At 62.7% G+C, this 19264-nt stretch carries 17 protein-coding genes and 2 tRNA genes; 7 read left to right on the top strand and 12 right to left on the bottom strand.

Annotated elements, in window-relative coordinates; translation table 11 throughout:
• The 3 genes from tuf to AB5Y93_RS08800 all read right to left on the bottom strand — a co-directional run.
• Positions 1 to 1169 (bottom strand): elongation factor Tu (gene tuf / locus AB5Y93_RS08810; RefSeq protein WP_202041923.1); only part of this gene is annotated, 1169 nt, incomplete at its 3' end.
• Between the two features lie 172 nt (positions 1170 to 1341).
• A tRNA-Gly gene (locus tag AB5Y93_RS08805) sits at positions 1342 to 1416 on the bottom strand.
• Between the two features lie 38 nt (positions 1417 to 1454).
• Positions 1455 to 1539: transfer RNA gene (locus AB5Y93_RS08800), tRNA-Tyr, on the bottom strand.
• Positions 1540 to 1802: 263 nt separating this feature from the next.
• Between AB5Y93_RS08800 and coaA the strand changes: the two genes are divergently transcribed.
• The gene (gene coaA, locus AB5Y93_RS08795) at positions 1803 to 2741 is read left to right on the top strand and encodes a type I pantothenate kinase (protein ID WP_029314861.1); all 939 of its coding nucleotides are present in this window, start codon (positions 1803 to 1805) and stop codon (positions 2739 to 2741) included.
• A gap of 76 nt (positions 2742 to 2817) precedes the next feature.
• Here coaA and birA read toward each other — a convergent pair whose 3' ends face one another.
• Together birA and murB are read right to left on the bottom strand one after the other, a co-directional pair.
• Complete coding sequence (gene birA / locus AB5Y93_RS08790; RefSeq protein ID WP_010675963.1) at positions 2818 to 3783, bottom strand: bifunctional biotin--[acetyl-CoA-carboxylase] ligase/biotin operon repressor BirA; 966 nt, start codon at positions 3781 to 3783, stop codon at positions 2818 to 2820.
• Positions 3780 to 4817 (bottom strand): UDP-N-acetylmuramate dehydrogenase, encoded by a 1038-nt coding sequence (murB, locus tag AB5Y93_RS08785; protein WP_010675964.1) that lies wholly within the window; start codon positions 4815 to 4817, stop codon positions 3780 to 3782. The genes birA and murB overlap by 4 nt, the downstream gene beginning before the upstream one ends.
• 125 nt (positions 4818 to 4942) lie before the next feature.
• On the opposite strand from murB, the gene AB5Y93_RS08780 reads away from it, so the two are divergent.
• Together AB5Y93_RS08780 and AB5Y93_RS08775 are read left to right on the top strand one after the other, a co-directional pair.
• Positions 4943 to 5596: a TrkA family potassium uptake protein gene (locus AB5Y93_RS08780; RefSeq protein ID WP_103260915.1), complete on the top strand. Its 654-nt coding sequence runs from the start codon at positions 4943 to 4945 to the stop codon at positions 5594 to 5596.
• The gene (locus AB5Y93_RS08775; RefSeq protein WP_368229192.1) at positions 5593 to 6948 is read left to right on the top strand and encodes a TrkH family potassium uptake protein; all 1356 of its coding nucleotides are present in this window, start codon (positions 5593 to 5595) and stop codon (positions 6946 to 6948) included. The genes AB5Y93_RS08780 and AB5Y93_RS08775 overlap by 4 nt, the downstream gene beginning before the upstream one ends.
• A gap of 73 nt (positions 6949 to 7021) precedes the next feature.
• Here AB5Y93_RS08775 and AB5Y93_RS08770 read toward each other — a convergent pair whose 3' ends face one another.
• Complete coding sequence (locus AB5Y93_RS08770; RefSeq protein ID WP_368229191.1) at positions 7022 to 9019, bottom strand: DNA topoisomerase III; 1998 nt, start codon at positions 9017 to 9019, stop codon at positions 7022 to 7024.
• Between the two features lie 299 nt (positions 9020 to 9318).
• Between AB5Y93_RS08770 and AB5Y93_RS08765 the strand changes: the two genes are divergently transcribed.
• Together AB5Y93_RS08765 and torA are read left to right on the top strand one after the other, a co-directional pair.
• Positions 9319 to 10449 (top strand): NapC/NirT family cytochrome c, encoded by a 1131-nt coding sequence (locus AB5Y93_RS08765; protein ID WP_368229190.1) that lies wholly within the window; start codon positions 9319 to 9321, stop codon positions 10447 to 10449.
• A 22-nt stretch (positions 10450 to 10471) separates the two neighbouring features.
• The gene (gene torA, locus AB5Y93_RS08760; RefSeq protein ID WP_368229189.1) at positions 10472 to 12952 is read left to right on the top strand and encodes a trimethylamine-N-oxide reductase TorA; all 2481 of its coding nucleotides are present in this window, start codon (positions 10472 to 10474) and stop codon (positions 12950 to 12952) included.
• Between the two features lie 296 nt (positions 12953 to 13248).
• On the opposite strand, the gene AB5Y93_RS08755 is transcribed toward torA, so the two are convergent.
• From AB5Y93_RS08755 to AB5Y93_RS08740, 4 genes are all read right to left on the bottom strand, one after another.
• A complete protein-coding gene (locus tag AB5Y93_RS08755) occupies positions 13249 to 13710 on the bottom strand; it encodes a hypothetical protein (RefSeq protein WP_010675970.1) in 462 nt (153 codons plus the stop codon).
• Positions 13711 to 13812: 102 nt separating this feature from the next.
• Positions 13813 to 15159, bottom strand: coding sequence for a sensor histidine kinase (locus tag AB5Y93_RS08750; protein WP_368229188.1), 1347 nt, complete (start codon positions 15157 to 15159; stop codon positions 13813 to 13815).
• Positions 15160 to 15190: 31 nt separating this feature from the next.
• Positions 15191 to 15847, bottom strand: a complete 657-nt coding sequence (locus tag AB5Y93_RS08745; protein ID WP_005332666.1) for a response regulator transcription factor — start codon at positions 15845 to 15847, stop codon at positions 15191 to 15193.
• Between the two features lie 86 nt (positions 15848 to 15933).
• Positions 15934 to 16266 carry a PepSY domain-containing protein gene (locus tag AB5Y93_RS08740; protein WP_010675972.1) on the bottom strand — a complete coding sequence of 111 codons (333 nt, stop codon included), beginning with the start codon at positions 16264 to 16266 and terminating at the stop codon, positions 15934 to 15936.
• Between the two features lie 63 nt (positions 16267 to 16329).
• Between AB5Y93_RS08740 and AB5Y93_RS08735 the strand changes: the two genes are divergently transcribed.
• Positions 16330 to 16578: a PepSY domain-containing protein gene (locus tag AB5Y93_RS08735; protein WP_010675973.1), complete on the top strand. Its 249-nt coding sequence runs from the start codon at positions 16330 to 16332 to the stop codon at positions 16576 to 16578.
• A 10-nt stretch (positions 16579 to 16588) separates the two neighbouring features.
• On the opposite strand, the gene msrQ is transcribed toward AB5Y93_RS08735, so the two are convergent.
• Positions 16589 to 17242: a protein-methionine-sulfoxide reductase heme-binding subunit MsrQ gene (gene msrQ, locus AB5Y93_RS08730; RefSeq protein ID WP_219596417.1), complete on the bottom strand. Its 654-nt coding sequence runs from the start codon at positions 17240 to 17242 to the stop codon at positions 16589 to 16591.
• Positions 17243 to 17333: 91 nt separating this feature from the next.
• Positions 17334 to 18344: a protein-methionine-sulfoxide reductase catalytic subunit MsrP gene (gene msrP / locus AB5Y93_RS08725; RefSeq protein ID WP_201969997.1), complete on the bottom strand. Its 1011-nt coding sequence runs from the start codon at positions 18342 to 18344 to the stop codon at positions 17334 to 17336.
• Positions 18345 to 18715: 371 nt separating this feature from the next.
• Between msrP and AB5Y93_RS08720 the strand changes: the two genes are divergently transcribed.
• A complete protein-coding gene (locus tag AB5Y93_RS08720) occupies positions 18716 to 19189 on the top strand; it encodes a DUF1097 domain-containing protein (protein WP_042014355.1) in 474 nt (157 codons plus the stop codon).
• Positions 19190 to 19264: the final 75 nt, after the last annotated feature.

Here is a 19264-nt window from a genome sequence, read left to right as displayed (position 1 = left end):
GCTACAACACCAGCACCTACGGTACGGCCACCTTCACGGATGGCGAAACGCAGGCCGTCGTCCATCGCGATCGGGGCAATCAGGGTAACAACCATCTTGATGTTGTCGCCCGGCATTACCATCTCTACGCCTTCCGGCAGTTCGATGGTACCGGTCACGTCGGTAGTACGGAAGTAGAACTGCGGACGGTAGCCCTTGAAGAACGGAGTGTGACGACCACCTTCTTCCTTGGACAGCACGTACACTTCAGATTCAAACTTGGTGTGCGGCTTGATGGTGCCCGGCTTGGCCAGTACCTGACCACGCTCTACGTCTTCACGCTTCACGCCACGCAGCAGTGCGCCAACGTTCTCACCTGCACGACCTTCGTCCAGCAGTTTGCGGAACATTTCAACGCCGGTACAGGTGGTCTTGGTGGTATCTTTGATACCAACGATTTCCACTTCTTCACCAACCTTGACGATACCGCGCTCTACACGACCGGTTACTACGGTACCACGGCCAGCGATGGAGAAGACGTCTTCGATAGGCATCAGGAACGGCTGGTCAATGGCACGCTCCGGCTCCGGAATGTAGGTGTCCAGGTGGCCAGCCAGTTCCAGGATCTTCTCTTCCCACTGAGCTTCGCCTTCCAGCGCTTTCAGTGCGGAACCACGGACTACCGGCAGGTCATCACCCGGGAAGTCGTACTCGGACAGCAGTTCGCGAACTTCCATCTCGACCAGTTCCAGCAGCTCTTCGTCATCTACCATGTCGCACTTGTTCATGAACACGATGATGTACGGAACGCCTACCTGACGACCCAGCAGGATGTGCTCACGAGTCTGCGGCATCGGGCCGTCAGTCGCTGCTACTACCAGGATTGCGCCGTCCATCTGGGCAGCACCGGTGATCATGTTTTTAACGTAGTCGGCGTGACCCGGGCAATCTACGTGGGCGTAGTGGCGGGTTGCAGTGTCGTATTCTACGTGGGAGGTGTTGATGGTGATACCACGCTCACGCTCTTCCGGTGCCTTGTCGATCTGGTCGAAGGCGAAAGCTTTACCACCGAAGTGCTTGGCCAGCACGTTGGTGATGGCGGCGGTCAGGGTGGTTTTACCGTGGTCAACGTGGCCGATGGTACCCACGTTAACGTGCGGTTTATTACGCTCAAATTTTTCTTTAGACATGATCGTCCCTCTAAACTAACGCTGAGTACGCGGTGGCAAGCTAACCACAGAACAGTTTATATGATGGATTTGAATCAAGGGGAGTAGAGAGGTTGGTGCTGACAGGCTGGTTCGATTGCCGAACTCACCCTAAGGTGTGGCTCTCAGAATTACCTGAGCCATATCAGCATCTTGGAGCGGGCAGCGGGAATCGAACCCGCATCATCAGCTTGGAAGGCTGAGGTAATAGCCATTATACGATGCCCGCATTTCTCTAACCCAAAGAACTCAAACCGCAGAGAAATATGGTGGAGGGAGAAGGATTCGAACCTTCGAAGGCAGAGCCGTCAGATTTACAGTCTGATCCCTTTGGCCGCTCGGGAACCCCTCCAGTTGCATAAATGCCACAACGGTAATTCTGCTTGCACCCGTTGTTTTTGTCGCTTTTGCTGGGCAAATAGACGACAGACATCCAAGCGTCGCGCATTTTATGGTAAGGATTTTGGGGATGCAACCATTGCACCTTGCAAAATGTGCATTTATGCCGGGATCCAGGCAAAAAAACGCTCCTTCTCCGTCCCGACCGGACGCGTCCCTTGTCGCTCCCGATCCCTTGGTGTATGGTCGCCCTGCCCAAGAAACAGTGATGACACCATGACGACAGAGCATAACCCCTATTTGCAATTCACCCGCGAACAATGGGCGTTATTGCGCGATGCGGTCCCCCTGACCCTGACCGAGCACGATCTGCAGACCCTGCGCGGGATCAACGAGAAGGTGTCATTGCGGGAAGTGGAAGAGATCTATCTGCCCCTCTCCCGTCTCCTCAATCTCTACGTCAAGGCCAAGCAGCGCCGCAGCCGGGTGCTGGAGCAGTTTCTCGGTCAGTCCCGCGGCAAGGGCACCTATATCATCAGCATCGCCGGCAGCGTGGCGGGGGGAAAGAGCACCACGGCCCGTATCCTTCAGGCATTGCTGGAGCGCTGGCCGGAGCACCCCAGGGTGGAGCTGGTCACCACCGACGGCTTCCTGTTTCCCAACAAGGAGCTGGAAGCCCGTGGCCTGATGCGTCGCAAGGGGTTCCCCGAGTCTTATGACATCCGCCATCTGGTGGAGTTTGTCGCCAATATCCGCGCCGGCCACGAGAAGGTCGAGGCCCCCGTCTACTCCCACCTCATCTATGACATCCTGCCCGACGAGAAGAAGGTGGTGGAGCAGCCGGACATCCTGATCCTGGAAGGGCTCAATGTGCTGCAAAGCGGCATGGACTATCCCCAGGACCCTCATCGCGTGTTCGTGTCGGACTTCGTCGACTTTTCCATCTATGTGGATGCCGATGCCGAGCTGCTGCGCACCTGGTACATCGATCGTTTTCTCAAATTCCGCAGCGGCGCCTTCTCGGATCCCGACTCCTATTTCCACCACTACGCCAAGCTGGCCGAGAGCGAGGCGACCGAGATCGCCAACAACATCTGGCAGGATATCAACTACCTGAACCTTCAAGAGAACATCTTGCCGACCCGGGAGCGGGCCAACCTCATCCTCACCAAGGGCAACGAGCACGCCATCGAGCAGATCAAGCTGCGCAAGTGACCACTGTCGCAGTGCATACATGAAAGAGGGGGCCCGCAGGCCCCCTCTTTCATTCAGTCGTCATGAGCGTATGGGCTCAGTCCCCCCGCCGCAAGGAGAGTTCCCCTCCCAGATAGAACTTGAGCCCCTCTTCCGTCTCCAGACGCAGGGCTCCGCGTTCGTCGATCCCCCGGGCAATCCCGCGGATCACCTGCTCTCCCATCAGCAGCTTCACCGGCTGGCCGGCGAAGTGGTCGAGCCGGTTCCAGCTCTCGACGAAACTCGCCAGTCCCGTCTGTTCGAAGGTCTGCATGGCCTGCTGCAGGTGCAGCAGCACGCAGGCGGCCAGCTCGTTACGATCCACCAGCTCGGGCTGGATATGGCGCAGCTCGGACCAGGCCTGATCGATCTTCTCCCCCTCCCGACTCGGCATCGCCAGATTGAGGCCGACCCCGATCACAAGATGGCAGCTGGCACCCGCACTGCCGCTCATCTCCACCAGGATGCCCGCCAGCTTGCGGCCCTGGTAATAGAGGTCGTTCGGCCACTTGAGCTCCACCCCGGGATAACCGAGGGACTCCAGCGCCTCGACCACCGCCACGCCGACCGCGAGACTCAGTCCCATGGCGGCCGCCATGCCCTGCTCAAGCCGCCAGTACATGCTCAGGATCAGCTGGCAACCGAAGGGAGAAACCCAGGGTTTGCCACGACGTCCCCGCCCGGCGGTCTGGCACTCGGCCAGACAGCTTTCGCCGGAGCTCAGGGTGTTGACCCGCTCCAGCAGGTACTGGTTGGTGGAGTCGATGACTGGGAAGCAGTGCACCGGTGCCATCGGTGCCTCTGCCTGCAGCCGCCCCTCGTCATAGAGGGCCATGGGCACCGCCAGCCGATAGCCCTTGCCGGTCAAGCTGAAGAGATCCAGCCCCAGATCCTTGAGCGCGGCCATGTGCTTGCTCACCGCCGCCCGGCTGATGCCAAGGCGCTCGCCCAGCTGCTCGCCGGAATGAAACTGGCCGTCGCTGAGCAGGGTGATCAGGGTCTGTCTGACGGGGGTCAGGGTCATGCCAGTACCTCGTCGAGCCAGGTTTCACCGCTGCGCCCCATGAAGCGCACCTCGTGTTCCAGCACCACACCGAACTGGTGCTCCACGCTGTCGCGGACATGGGCCGCCAGCGCGATGAGCTCCATGGCGCTGGCGCCCCCCAGATTGACCAGCACCAGCGCCTGCTCCTGATGCACGGCGGCACGACCGATGGCAAACCCCTTGAGACCGCACTGATCGATGAGCCAGCCAGCCGCCAGCTTGGCCTGCCCTTCTGCCGCAGGGTAGCAGGGCATCTGCGGGTATTGCTGTTTCAGGGTCTCGGCCAGGGCGGCGGGTACCACAGGGTTTTTGAAGAAACTGCCCGCGTTGCCCAGCACCGCCGGATCCGGCAGCTTGGCCATGCGGGTGGCACAGACGGTGTCGAAAATGGCCTGTGGCGAAGGGGCATCCCCCAGCGCCGCCAGCGGGCCATAGCCGGCGACCGGGCGCCATGCCTTGGGCAGGCGCAGACCGACGGCGATGATGAAGTGGGAGTCCTGATAGTCGTGCTTGAAGATGCTGTCACGGTAACCGAACCGGCAGTCGGCCGCCGCGATGCGCTCAACCTCGCCACTCTGCCAGTTGAACGCCTCCACGTAGGCACAGACGCTGGCCAGCTCGACCCCGTAGGCACCGATGTTCTGTACCGGGGCCGCCCCGACCGTCCCGGGAATGAGTGCCAGATTCTCCAGCCCGTGCCAGCCCTGTTGCAGGGCGTGACATACCAGCTCGTGCCAGTTTTCACCTGCCGCCACGTGTAGCAGCCAGTGCTCGGACTCCTCGTGCAGCGTGATCCCTTTCAGGCCGTTGTGGACCACCAGACCGGCAAAGTCATCGCAGAACAGGATGTTGCTTCCTCCTCCCAGCACCAGGCGCGGCAAGGTGGCCAACTCCGGGTTGGTCCGCAGTTGCGCGAGATCATCCGGCCGGGTCACATCGGCCAGCCAGAGGCAGTGTGCGTCCAGGCCCATAGTATTGAGGGTCGACAGGGAGGCGTGGGGGGTGAGTTTCATCTGTGTGTTCCGACAAGGACAAGGGCGCAGTTTACCCCAGATCCCCCGGGACAAAAAACCCGGACACTTTTCGGACTCAGGGCTCTGGAGTAGAGTAACCCCTTCATCCCGCTGAGGAAGCATGCATGAACAATCAATTCGCCGTCATCGGCCTGGGCCTGTTTGGCAGCGCCTTGTGCGAAGAGTTGCAGCGCCAGAATGCCGAGGTACTGGCCATCGACATCGATGAGAGCAAGACCCGCCAGATAGCCACCCTCTGCAACCACGTCATCGTGGCCGATGCCACCGACGAGGCCACGGTCGCCGAACTGGGCCTGGCGAATTTCGACATCGTCTTTGTCGCCATCGGCGACAACCTGGAGACCAGCATCCTGACCACGCTGGTGCTGAAAGAGGCGGGCGTGAAGAAGGTCTGGGTCAAGGCCCGTGACAAGTTCCACGCCAAGATCCTGCAGAAGGTGGGCGCGGACAAGGTGATCAACCCGGAGTGGGACATGGGCCGCCGGGTGGCCCAGAGCATGCTGGACAACCGGCTGTTCGACTACCTGGAGCTGGGTCACGACATGGTGCTGACCGAGTTCGTGATCGGCTTGCAGCAAAACACCCGCACCCTGGCCGACTTGCGCCTGCTGCTGCAAAGCGATTTCCAGCTGTTGGCCATCAAGCGGGGTGAGGTGCTGCACAACGTCCTGACCGGCAAGATGGAGCTGCAACTCGGTGACATCCTGATCCTGGCCGGCAACAAGCACGCCATCGATCACTGGCTCGACACCCTATGATCAACTGGCGCAACAACTACGCCTTCACCCTGCATCGGGAAGACAACTCCCGCTGGAGCGAGGCCAAGCTCATCCTGGGCAGTTTCCTCATCATCCTGCTGGTTGGCACCCTGTTTCTGGTCCAGCCCTCCAGCCACAAGGGTGAGGTCACCGTCATCAACGCCCTGTTCACCGCCACCTCCGCCATCAGCGTGACCGGCCTCGGGGTGGTAGATACCGGCACCGCCTTCACCCTGCAGGGGCAGATCATCCTGTTGATATTGATGGAGATTGGTGGTCTCGGCCAGATGACCATGACACTGCTGCTCATCGCCATGTTCAGCAAGCGGGTCGGGCTGCGCCAGCAGGTGCTGGCCAAGGAGGCGCTGGGCCAGGAGGGATCCGTCAACATCGTCCAGCTGGTGAAGCGCATCGTCCTGTTCGCCCTGATTGCCCAGCTGATCGGCACCGCCATCATGGCCATTCGCTGGGTGCCCGACATGGGCTGGGGCCACGGCCTCTACGTCAGCTTCTTCCACGCGGTGTCAGCTTTCAACAACGCCGGCTTCTCGCTGTTTGCCAACAACCTCATGGACTACCGGGATGACCCCATCATCAGCCTGACCATACCGGCCCTGCTGATCCTGGGGGGGGTAGGCTTCACCGTCATCGTCGACCTGGTGCGCAACCGCCGCTGGCGCAAGCTGAAACTGCACAGCAAGCTGATGCTGCTGATGACCCCTGCCCTGCTGCTGCTGGGGACCCTGATGTTCTGGCTGCTGGAGCACAACAACCCGGGCACCCTGGGCAACGCCTCCTTCGGGAGCCAGTGGCTGGCAGCCTTCTTCCAGTCGGCCACCGCGCGCACGGCGGGCTTCAACACGGTGGATATCGGCCAGATGGTGCCGGCCTCCTTGCTGTTCATGATGATGCTCATGTTCATCGGTGCCGGGGCAACCTCGACCGGGGGCGGTATCAAGGTCACCACCTTTGCCGTCGTCCTGCTGGCGACCCGGGCATTTCTGACCAAGCGCCCCCATGTCACCGCCTTCGGCCGCACCCTGTCACCCCAGATAGTGACCCGCTCCCTGGCCATCATCATCGTCAGTACCATGGTGCTGATGCTGGCGATGTTCCTGCTGATGCTCACGGAGTCGCAACCCTTCGACAAGATCATGTTCGAGACCATCTCGGCCTTTGCCACCGTGGGACTGTCCACCGGCATCACCGCTTCTCTGAGCGAACCGGGCAAACTGATCCTGGTGCTGGTGATGATCTGCGGCCGTCTGGGACCCCTCACCCTGGCGATCATGCTGGCCCGCCCGGTGGAGACCCGCATCCGTTATCCGGAAGAAAGCGTCTACACGGGGTAAGCCGCTCCATCCATGTAAAGAGGGGCCACTGGCCCCTCTTCTTATTTTTATGTGATCACAGCGCTCGCCGGCCTCAGGCCGCCTTGCCCCTGGTCGTCCCCTTGCCAGAGCTCTTTCCCGTACTCTTGCCAGCACTCTTGCTCGTGCGGGGGCGTGCGGCGGTGGACGCAGTCCGCTTGCGGCGAACAAAGCGGTGCTTGCTGTCACCGGGCGCCGCCTTGGGCAGCGCGCTGAAGCTGGCGCCGGAATCCTGCCGGGCCCCCTCGATCAGACCGTGCAGCTGCTCGGTGAGCGGCCCCATAAACTGCTGGTAGCTGCCGTGACGCTCGGCGATCTGACCCAGACTCTGCTCCCACAGCGCCGTCATATCCGGCGTGGTGGCGGTCGCGGGCAGCGCCTGGACCAGGGCTCGCCCGGTCGGGGTGGCCTTGATGCTCTTGCCCTGGCGCACCAGGAAGCGGCGCTTGAACAGCAGATCGATGATCCCGGCCCGGGTCGCCTCGGTGCCGAGGCCATCGGTCTCCCGCAGGGTCTTGCGGATCTCGGGATCCTGCACATAACGGGCGATGCCGGTCATGGCGGCCAGCAGGGTGGCATCGGTAAACGGCTTGGGGGGCTGGGTCATCTTCTCCAGCAGCTCCCCCCGCTCGCACAGCAGTTCCTCCCCCTCTTTCAGGGCAGGCAGGGTTCCCGCCTCCTCCTCGTCATCCTCTTCCACTCCGAGCAGCGCCTTCCAGCCCGCCTTGAGGATGCGGCGCGCCTTGGCCTGGAACAGCCCTCCGGCGATGCGCAGCAACACCTTGCTGTCGTTGTACTCGAACGGCGGGTAGAACTGCAGCAGATACTGGCGGGCAATCAGGCCGTACAGCTTCGCCTCGTCGGCCCCCAGCGTGGCGGGGTTGCCCTGCTTCTCGGTGGGGATGATGGCGTGGTGGGCATCCACCTTGCTGTCGTTCCACGCCTTGCTGCGGATCTTGCCGTCCGCCTCGCTCACAGCCTTGGCCAACGCTGGAGCAGTGGCGGCGATGGCGCCGCGCACCTGCTCGGCCCGCTTGAAATGGTCGGTCGGCAGATAACGGCTGTCGGATCTGGGATAGGTGATGAGCTTGTGCCGCTCGTAGAGGCTCTGGCAGATGTCGAGCACCCGCTTGGCATCCATGCAGAAGCGTTTGGCGGCATCGATCTGCAGGCTGGAGAGGTTATAGGGCAGCGGCGCCGCCTGCTTGCGGGCCTGCTCCTCCACCGATTCGACCTGTGCCGGTTGGCCGTTGATCCGGCTCACCACCTTGTCGGCCAGCGCCCGGTTGAGCACCCGCCCCTCCTCGTCCTGCCACGGCAGGCAAGCTTCGGACGGCAGCCACTTGGCAGTGAAGCGCTCGTTGCTATCGGTCAGCAGATGGGCCAGCACCTCGAAGAAGGGTTTGGGGACGAAGGCTTCTATCTCGAGATCCCGCCGCACCACCAGACCGAGCAGCGGAGTTTGCACCCGACCGACCGAGAGCAGCTCGCTGCAACCGGCCTTGCGCCCGAGCAGGGTGTAGGCGCGGGTCATGTTGATGCCGTAGAGCCAGTCAGCCCGACTGCGAGCCAGCGCCGAGACCGCCAGCGGCACGAACTCCTTGTTGTCTCTGAGCTTGTCGAGGGCACGGCGCACCGCGGGCGGGTTGAGATCGCTGATGAGGCAGCGCTGCACCGGCTTGGTTTTCGGGTAGCCGAGAAAGTCGATCACCTCGTCCACCAGCAGTTGGCCTTCCCGGTCCGGGTCACCGGCGTTGACCACACAGTCGGCCTGCTTGATCAGCCCCTTGATGACGGTGAGCTGGGTTTTGGTCTTGGGCTTGGCCACCAGCTGCCACTGGGCGGGGACGATGGGGAGATGCTCCATCCGCCACTGCTTGAAGGCGGCGTCATAGGCATCGGGCTCGGCCTGCTCCAGCAGGTGGCCGATACACCAGGTGACCACATCCCCCTGGGCGGTCTCGATAAAACCGTCGCCCTTCTTGTGGGGCTTGGGCAGAGCATCGGCAATGGCGCGCCCCAGAGTGGGCTTCTCGGCGATAAAGAGTCGCATGATGGATACACCTGAATACTGTATATGTGAACAGTATACAATCCTCCCACCGCAAACCCCAAGCCCCGGGGTGGTACGCAGCCTCCCCGCCCCGGCTTGGGCATCGCCCCCATCACAGGACATCCCGCTCCCGTTGAAGGGTAAAAATGCGATTAAAATTCAAAAAAGCATGCCCAAACAAAAAAACAAAACCAAAAATCTCTTACATGTCGAAATAAAAATCATGACCGAGGTCAACCCTTTGAATCCTGGGACTACTACTATATTGGTAATACCCGAATTCGAAGGACACCGTCACCATGCTTGGAAAACTGTTGAGAAAGACCTGGTTCTGGCTTCTGCTGCTCGGGGCCCTGCTGGGGGTCGCTGCACTGGGCGTCACCGTCACCGTGCTGCACAAGACCAGCTCCACCGAGTTCTGCGTCTCCTGCCACTCCATGCAGACCCCCCTCGCCGAATATCAGGGCAGTGTCCACTTCCAGAACGTGAAGGGGATCCGCGCCGAGTGCGCCGACTGCCACATCCCCAGTGAACCCGCCGCCTATCTCTGGACCAAGATCCGCGCCGTGAAAGACATCTATCACGAGGCGATCGGCACCCTCGACATCCCGGAGAAATACGAGGCCCACAAGCTGCGCATGGCCCAGACCGTGTGGGATCAGCTCAAGGCCAATGACTCCGCCACCTGTCGCAGTTGCCACAGCTACGCCGCCATGGACATCCTGGCCCAACGCCCCAATGCCCGCGCCGAGCACCCGGTCGCCATCAAGGAGGGTCAGACCTGCATCGACTGTCACCGCGGCGTTGCCCACATCATGCCGGACATGAGCGGCCTGGCCGCCGCCGGTGCCAGCGAACTGGCCGCCGCCGCGGCCCAGACCCCGGTAACCGTCACCACCCGCTATGCCATCGCCACCACCCCGCTCTATCTGGATGCTGGCGCCAAGACTGACGAAGGCACCCTGATGCCCTCCACCCAGGTGGAAGTGCTGGCCAACGACAACGGCCGCGCCCAGGTGCGCATCGACGGCTGGCAGCAGGACGGTGTGAGCGAGGTGTTCTACGCCGCCCCCGGCAAACGGATCCTGAGCGTGCTGGTCGGCGAAGCCGCCAGAAAAGCCCTCGTGACCGGCAAGAGCGAAACCGACAGCGCCACCAACCTCACCTGGCATCAGGTCAGCCTGACCGCCTGGGTTGACCAGAGCCAGCTCATCGGCGACCAGGGCAAGCTGTGGCAATACGCCTCCACCCTGATGTCCAACAACTGCACCGGCTGTCACGGCCTCACCGCGCTGGATCACTTCAACGCCAACCAGTGGATCGGCGTCATCAAGGGGATGGAGTCCCGTACCTCCCTCACCCCGGAGCAGGCGCGCATGCTCACCCAATACGTGCAGAAACACGCCAGCGACATGAGCGCGGCCCATTAAGGCAGGAACAGAGGACTCTCCCATGACCTTTTTCAATGACCAACAGACCAACCTCTCCCGCCGTACTCTGCTCAAGGGGCTGGGGGCCTGTGCCGCCCTGCCCCTGCTGGCCGGTCTCTTCCCGAAAAGCGCCCTGGCCAAGGCCGTCAGCACGGCCCTTGAGCAGTTCCCCACCCTGGTGCCCGCCCAGAAGGGCATCCTGACCGGCGCCCACTGGGGGGCCTTCGAGGCCATCGTCTCCGAGGGCCGCATGGTGCGGGTCCAACCGGTGGCCGATGACCCGGCACCGAATGACCTCATCGACATGGCGCCGTTCCAGGTCCACGCCAAGAACCGCATAAAGTACCCCATGGTGCGCAAGAGCTGGCTGGAGCACGGCCCGGGTGCCAGACCGGAGCTGCGCGGTGCCGACGAGTGGGTACGGGTGAGCTGGGAGAAGGCCATCGACCTGGTGGCCGGCGAGATCCAGCGCGTTCAGTCTGATTTCGGCCCGCAGGCGATCCACGCCGGTTCCTACGGCTGGAAGAGTGTCGGCATGTTCCACAACAGCCGCACCCTGCTGCACCGTCTGATGAACCTCTCGGGCGGCTTCACCGGTTATGCCGGTGACTACTCCACCGGCGCGGCTCAGGTGATCATGTCCCACGTGATGGGCTCCATCGAGGTGTACGAGCAGCAGACCGCCTGGCCCAACGTGGTGGAGCACGCCGAACTGGTGGTGCTCTGGGGGGTCAACGCCCAGGTCACCCTGAAGAACAGCTGGAACATGCCGGATCACGAAGGTCAGGCTGGCTTTATGGCGCTGAAAGAGAAGGGCACCCGCGTCATCAGCATCGATCCCATCTACAACGAGACCGCCAAGCTGGTCGGCGCCGAGTGGATTGCGCCGAACGCCTACACCGACGTGGCCATGATGCTGGGTGTGGCCCACACCCTCTACAGCGAGAATAAGCACGATCAGGCTTTCCTCGATCGCTATACCGTCGGCTTCGACAAGTTCCTGAACTACCTGCTCGGCAAGGATGACGGTCAGCCGAAGAGCGCCGAGTGGGCAAGCACTGTCTGCGGCGTCGATGCCAAGGTGATTCGCCAGCTGGCCCTCGACATGGCCGCCAAGCGCACCATGATCATGGCCGGTTGGGGGATGCAGCGTCAGCAGCACGGCGAACAGCCGAACTGGATGCTGGTCACTCTGGCCTCCATGCTGGGCCAGATCGGCCTGCCGGGCGGCGGCTACGGCTTCAGCTACCACTACTCCTCCGGTGGCAGCCCCACCGCCAAGGGTGGCATTCTGGCGGGTATCTCCGCCGGCAACGCACCGAAGAACAGCCCGGCTCCGATCCCGGTGGCCCGCATCGCCGACTGTCTCGCCAACCCGGGCAAGACCATCGACTTCAACGGCCGCAAGGTGACCTATCCGGACATCAAGCTGGTCTACGTGGCGGGCGGCAACCCCTTCCACCACCATCAGGACACCAACAACCTGCTGCAAGCGTGGCGCAAGCCGCAGACCGTGATCGTTCACGAGCCTTACTGGACGGCCACCGCCAAGCACGCAGACATCGTGCTGCCGGTCACCACCAGCTACGAGCGCAACGATCTGGAGATGGGTGGCGACTACTCCCAGCGCTATGTGTTCCCGATGCATCAGTGCGTGCCGCCCCAGTTTGAAGCCCGCAACGACTTCGACATCTTCAGCGCCATCGCCGCCAAGCTGGGCGTGCAGGAGCAGTACACTGAAGGGAAGGATGAGATGCTGTGGCTCAAGCAGATGTATGACGGCATGGCGGCCCAGGCTCGCGGTGCCCGGGTGGCGCTGCCGCCGTTCAACATGTTCTGGGAGTCCAACAACTACATCCGCTTCCCGATCCCGGAGGCCAACCGCCAGTGGATCCGTCACGCCGATTTTCGCGAGAACCCGCTGCTCAACCCGCTCGGTACCCCGTCCGGCAAGATCGAGATCTTCTCCAACACGGTGGCGGGGATGGGTTATGCCGACTGCGCCGGTCATCCCAAGTGGTATGAGCCCAAGGAGTGGGTGAAGAGCGAGGTGGCGGCGCGCTATCCGCTGTCGCTCAACACCTCCCATCCGACCCAGCGGCTGCACTCCCAGCTCGACAACACCCCGCTGCGGGACAAGTTCGCCATCGCCGACCGCGAAGCGATCCTGATCCATCCTGACGACGCCAAGGCGCGCGGCATCCAGGATGGCGATCTGGTCCGGGCCTTCAACGAGCGCGGCCAGATCCTGGTGGGCGCCCTGCTCTCCGAAGATGTGCGTCAGGGCGTGGTGCGGATCTGCGAAGGGGCCTGGTACGATCCGGCCAAGCCGGGCGAAGCGGGCAGCATCTGCAAGAACGGCAACGTCAACTGCCTCACCTTCGACGAGGGCTCGTCCAGTCTGGCCCAGGGCAACTGCGGCCACATGGCCCAATTGCAGATAGAGAAGTATATCGGGCCAGTGCTCGCCAACACGGCGCACGAGGTACCGGCCAACGGCTGAGTAGAGGACTGAGCAACAAAAACGGCGCCATCAAGGCGCCGTTTTCTTATCGCAGTTTGTGGTGTGGCTCAGAATCACAAGTCACCCTCAACCATATACTCTTCCGCATACTCCACCCGCCTTGCAGCCAGAGCGCGGACAAGGTGGCTCAGAAGTCTCCTTCCACCATGTACTCTTCGACACACTCCACCCGCTTTGCAGCCAGAGCGCGGACAAGGTGGCTCAGAAGTCTCCTTCCACCATGTACTCTTCGGCACACTCCACCCGCCTTGCAGCCAGAGCGCGGACAAGGTGGCTCAGAAGTCTCCTTCCACCATGTACTCTTCGGCACACTCCACCAGCTGGGGCCAGAGATCTTCCGGCACCCAGGCCTCGGGGTCATCCTCGTCACCGTCATACTGGCTCCAGAAGAAGGCACGCAGCCCGCTTGCGAAGTCGTCGCTCAACTCCGCCAGTTCGGAGAGGGGCCCCAGCCAGGCAATGCGGCGCAGGCCGGAGGCGAGATCGTTGATGGCATCCATCAGGGTGCGATCATCCAGGCTCTGCTCCACCAGCAGGGTGAAGCGCTCGCGGGCGCTCTCGGTCTGATCCTCGTCCAGCTCACCCACGTCGGCCAGCAGGTCGACAAAGTCCTCCAGCAGGAACTGGATCAGGGCATCCCTGTCCTCGAACCACTGGATCTGGGCCCCCTTGGTGCCCAGCACCGAGGCATCGAACGAATCATCGAGATGGCACAAAGCCCAAGGATCGTCAGTCATTGCTACCCTTCCTACACCTGAAACAAGAGACGTATCTTATGCCGGGTGCCGCCCCCTTGCCAGCACGGCGGCACAAAAGGGGCCCCCCGACGGGGCGCCCCATCACTCGACCCTGGCCACCTTGGGCAGGGAGAGGGAAGCGGCGAGCCCCCCCAGCTCGGCCCGCCCCATGATGAGACTGCCACGGTAAGCCTCCGCCAGGTCTGACACTATGTTGAGACCGAGCCCGGAACCCGGCACCTTCTCGTCGAGGCGCACCCCCCGCAGCACCGCCTTGGCGATCTGATCCTCGCTCATGCCGGGACCGTCGTCCTCGATGCGCAGGGTGATCCAGCCCCCCAGCTCGGCGCTGGAGATGCGCAGCTCGCTGGCGGACCACTTGAAGGCGTTCTCCAGCAGGTTGCCCACCATCTCGTCGAAGTCCTGCTCCTCCACCCCGACCGCCAGATTGACCGGCACCTGCAAGTCCACCGTCTTGCCGGGATAGAGGCGGGAGAAGGCGCGGCAGATGTACTCCACCCGGGCCCGCACCGGGGTCGAGACCCCAAGGATCTTGGCGGCGCCGGTCACCCGCGCCTTGCCGAGGTGATAGTCGATGTGGCGCTGGATCTGGTCGAGCTGCTCGCCGAGGGCGGCCTGATCCTCCGGCGGCAGCTGGGTCACCTGGTTGCGCATGATGCTGAGCGGCGTCTTGAGGGCGTGGGCCAGGTTGCCGGTGTGGGAACGGGCTCGTTGCAGCAGCTCGCCATAGTGGTGCAGCAGGCGGTTGATGTCCTCCACCAGCGGCTGGATCTCCAGGGGGTAGCGCAGCCGGAACCCCTCCTGATGACCCTGATGGACGCGGCTCAGCTCGCGGCGCAGCAGGTGCAGCGGGCGCAGGCCGTAGAGGATCTGGAACATAAAGCCGAGCACCAGGCCGGTGGCGGCGAAGCCGAGGCCGAGGAACAGGCTGATACGGGTCTTCTTCAGGGTCTGGGTCAGGGCGCTGCTGTCCTTGGCCATCACCAGGGTGAAGACCCGATCAGACCCCGGCAGCAGCACGGTACGGGTCATGATGAGCAGGGGCTCCTTGTTGGGCCCCTTGCCGACGAAGAGGTCCGGATCGCCGAAGGCCGACTTCAGGCCGTGGGTGCTCAAATGGGCATCCCACAGGGAGCGGGAGCGACTGACCACCGTCTCCCCCAGCTCCAGTTGCCAGTAGTAGCCGGAGTAGGGCTGGCGATAACGGGGATCGGCCATAGGCTCGGTGACCACCGGCATGCCGTCCGGCTGGATCTCGAGGCGGGAGAGCAGATCGTAGAGCTGCAGGCGCAGGCCATCGGCCTCCGCCTCCTGCCAGTAGTTGCGCATCATGGTCTGCAGGCTGAAGCCGGTGGCGAACAGGAAGAGACCGCACCAGACCATGGCGATCACCACCAGCCGACCTCGCAGGGTGCGTACCAGCCTCATTCAACCCACCCCGCCATCGGTTGCGGTCGCGTCATTCGTTGATCCGGTAGCCGAGGCCGCGCACCGTCTCGATGAGATCGGCGTGGGTCTTCTTGCGGATGCGGCCGATGAACACCTCCACGGTGTTGGAGTCGCGATCGAAATCCTGGGCATAGATGTGGTCGATCAACTCACTGCGGGACACCACCTTGCCCCTGTGCTGCATCAGGTAGCCCAGCACCCGGAACTCGTGGGCGGTGAGCTTGATGGGGGTCCCCTCGTACCACACCTGGGAAGCCGCCATGTCGAGACGCACGCCACCGATCTCGAGGATGGAGCTGGCGTTCCCCGCCGCCCGGCGCACCAGCGCCTGCACCCTCGCCACCAGCTCCGCCACCTGGAAGGGCTTGGTGAGGTAGTCGTCCGCCCCGGCGTTGAGCCCTTCAATCTTCTCGTGCAACTGGCCACGGGCGGTCAGCACCAGCACCGGGGTGTCCATCCCCTTGCTGCGCCACTCCTTCAGTACGCTCAGGCCGTCGCGACCGGGCAGGCCGAGATCCAGGATGATGGCGTCATAGGGTTCGGTCTCGCCGAGAAAGCCCGCCTCGTTGCCATCGTGGCAGAGATCGGTGACGAAACCGGACAGGCGCAGCTGTTCCGCCAGCTGGCCCGCGAGGATCTTTTCATCTTCAACTATCAGAATGCGCATACATGGGTATCCAAAACAGGGTTGTGCCGGCACCGGCAACGGTGGGGGGACGAACCGGATGACGGTAGGTTCGCGGACTCACGCCGTTACTCCTCTTCCGGGGGGGGGCGCGGAGCGAACAGGCGCTCCAGGTGGTGGCCCTTGAGCCACACCATCTCCAGGTTGTCAGCCCGGTAGCCCACCTTGATGACGCTGTTCTCCTCGTCGATGAGCCTGAGCTCGTAGAGCCAGACGCCATCCTCCTCACCCAGATCGACGCGCAGCACGCGCACCGGCAGGCGGGAGGCCACCTCCATCAACTCATGAAAAGGACGGACCCGCCCCTCGCTGACCGCCTGTTGCAGCAAGGCCTCGTTCGGCTGGGCCGCCTGAACCAGCATCGGCAGCAGCAATCCAAGCAGGGGCAGCGCGCTATTCATGGGTGATTCATCTCTCAAAACCTAACATAATGCCGTTTATAGTGTGCCAGCCATGAATCCGGAATGAATATGATCCCACGCAGTATCCTGCTGATCTTGTGCCTCTTTTCCACCTTTGGCTGGGCGGCGCAGACACGTCTCGACATGGCCGGACTGGTCAAGTTGTTGCTGGCACAAGGGTATCACGACATTCGGGAAGTGGAGCTGGAAGGGGACAAATTCGAGGTCGATACCCTGAATGCCGACGATCAGCGCGTCCAGTTGCAGGTCGATGCCAACACCGGCGAGATCACCAAAAAAGAGGCCGAATAGGCCTCTTTTGCTATGGGCGTGATGGCTGTTGCGCCGCCCCCTTCCCGGCCACTTGCGGGCGCTTGCGCCAGGGGCGCAGCAGCTTTTCCCGACGGGGCCACAGCAGGGCGCAGGCCAGCACCAGATAGATGAGCGGCTCCTGCCACCCGCTCTTGACCGACCACCAGTAGTGTACCGGCACCAGCAGAGCCACCCCGTAGATCCAGTTGTGCAGCTTCTGCCAGGCCGGCCCCATGCGTCGCAACAGGGCCGGGATCGAGGTGATGCCGAGCGCCAGCAACAGCAGCAGCGCCACCATGCCCACCACTATGTAGCTGCGCTTCACCAGCTCGCCGCCAATCAGCCCCCAGTCGAACTGCAGATCCAGCCCCAGCCAGACCATGAAGTGCAGGGACGCCCAGGCGGCGCACCAGAGCCCGAGGGGGCGGCGCAACTTGATGAGCTGCCCCTGGCGCCAGCGCTTGGCGAGCGGCGACACCAGCAGGGTCAGCAACAGCAGGTGGAGGGCCCCCTTGCCAAGGTAATGGGTCAGCCCCTGGACCGGATCCCCCCCCAGCAGCCCGGCTGGCACGGCATAGCCCAGCCAGAGCAGAAAGCCGAGCGAACCAAGGTGCACCAGCGCCCGCAAGCCGTTGACATGGGCTGTTTTCAGTCTCGGCGTCATATTGCAGTTCCCGTCATGTTTTTCTCGCTTCTCATCCCCTCTCCCACCAGGGGAAAAGGGGGCAAGAGATCAGTCGGACAGCGCGTCAGTCTCAATACCATTTACGCAGATCCATCCCCTGATAGAGGGACGCCACCTCGTCGCCGTAGCCATTGAACATCAGGGTCGGCTGTCGCTTGGCCCCGAAGATGCCCCCCTCGCCGATGAAACGCTCGCTCGCCTGGCTCCAGCGCGGGTGATCCACGTTCGGGTTGACGTTGGCGTAGAAGCCATATTCGTTCGGCGCAAGCAGGTTCCAGGTGGTGGGGGGCATCTCCTCCACCAGGCGGATGGAGACGATGCTCTTGATGCTCTTGAAGCCGTACTTCCAGGGCACCACCAGCCGGATGGGAGCCCCGTTCTGGGCGGGCAGGGTCTTGCCATAGAGCCCCATGGCGAGGAAGGAGAGGGGGTGCATGGCCTCGTCGAGGCGCAAGCCCTCCACATAGGGATAATCGATGCCGCCCCCCAGGGCACGGGAGGCCTGCCCCGGTAACTGTTCCGGATCATAGAGCGTCTCGAAGGCCACGAACTTGGCGCGACTGGTGGGCTCGGCACGGCGGATCAGATCCGCCAGCGCAATGCCGCTCCAGGGCAGCACCATGGACCAGGCCTCCACGCAGCGCAGCCGATAGATGCGCTCCTCCAGCGTGCTCTTGTTGATGAGATCCCACACATCCAGGGTGAAGGGTTTGGCCACCTCCCCTTCCACCTTCAGGGTCCAGGGCTCGGGCTTGAGGTAATGGCCGTTGCGGGCCGGATCCCCCTTGTCGGTCCCCAGCTCGTAGAAATTGTTGTGGGTGGTGGCCTTCTCCTCCGGGGTGAGGATCAATCCCTCTGGCCGGGTCGCGGCACGGATGTCGAGGGGTCTGGTGGGGGCCACGGTGGCCGGCTTGTCCGGTGCGAAGAGATCCAGCAGGCTGGCCTTCACCGGAAACGCCAGGGTGGCGGCACCGACGCCCAGGCCCAGCCCTTTCAGGATGCGGCGACGATCCTGATAGACGGTTTCCGGCGTGACATCCTGTTCGGTGGGGTGATGAGAAGTACGGCGCTTGATCAACATGAAAAAACTCCCGGGACGATGAGGTTGACAACCATAAGACCCGCCCCGGCCGAGTTTTATTTCACACAGAATTACATGAGTTGGTAAAGGGGCAGTGCCTTGGCCATGGTACCGGCCAGGAAGAGCACTACGAACACCAGCAGAGGAACGATCACGTTTGGCACCATCAGACTCACTCCATGAGCAGGACAGGGCCTCTAACTATGGAACAAGGTCTGCGGCGCCTCCAATGAATTTTTTTCGCGAGCGCAAGCGTATTCCAGAGTTGCAAAGAGTGATCGGGATCACACACAATCCGGCCCCCGCTTGCTGCCGCTCTACCGCGGAGTAGGCTGCCTCCTTTTCCGGATTCAACCACTGAGAGTCACGCCATGAGCCCACTGTTCGCCATCGCCATCACGACCGGGATCCTCTCCGCCGTCTGGGGTGGACTGGCCGCCGCACTCGGTCTCATCTCCTGGGTCGGCTTCCTCGGCTGCACCAGCTACTTCGCCTCGAGTGGCGGTTACAAGGCGCTGTTACAGACCCTGCTGTGCAACACCACCGGCATGCTGTGGGCACTCCTGCTGATCCACGGGGAGACCTGGTGGGGGGCCGGCATGGCGGGTTATCTGATGACAGGGGTGGTGGCCACCCTGATGTGCGTGCAGGCCAGGCAGCAGTGGCTCGCCTACATTCCCGGCACCTTCGCAGGTTGCTGTGCCACCTTCGGCGCCGCAGGCGAGTGGCGGCTCATTCTGCCCTCCCTCATCATCGGCGCTCTGTTTGGCTATCTCATGAAGGCGAGCGGCCTCTGGCTCTCCCAGAAGACCCTCTCCACCGGCGGCGTCAGCGACCCGGCATAAGCCTGAGCCTGAGCCTGAGCCTGAGCCTGGCAAGGTAACCGATTCGGTCGGAAACCAGAGGGGCGGCCCGTCATC

It is taken from the genome of Aeromonas sp. R10-1 (genome assembly GCF_040908465.1).
In the GTDB taxonomy this organism is placed as follows: domain Bacteria; phylum Pseudomonadota; class Gammaproteobacteria; order Enterobacterales; family Aeromonadaceae; genus Aeromonas; species Aeromonas caviae.
The sequence above is the reverse complement of the archived record's forward strand: the minus strand, read 5'-3'. Positions and strand labels throughout refer to the sequence as shown.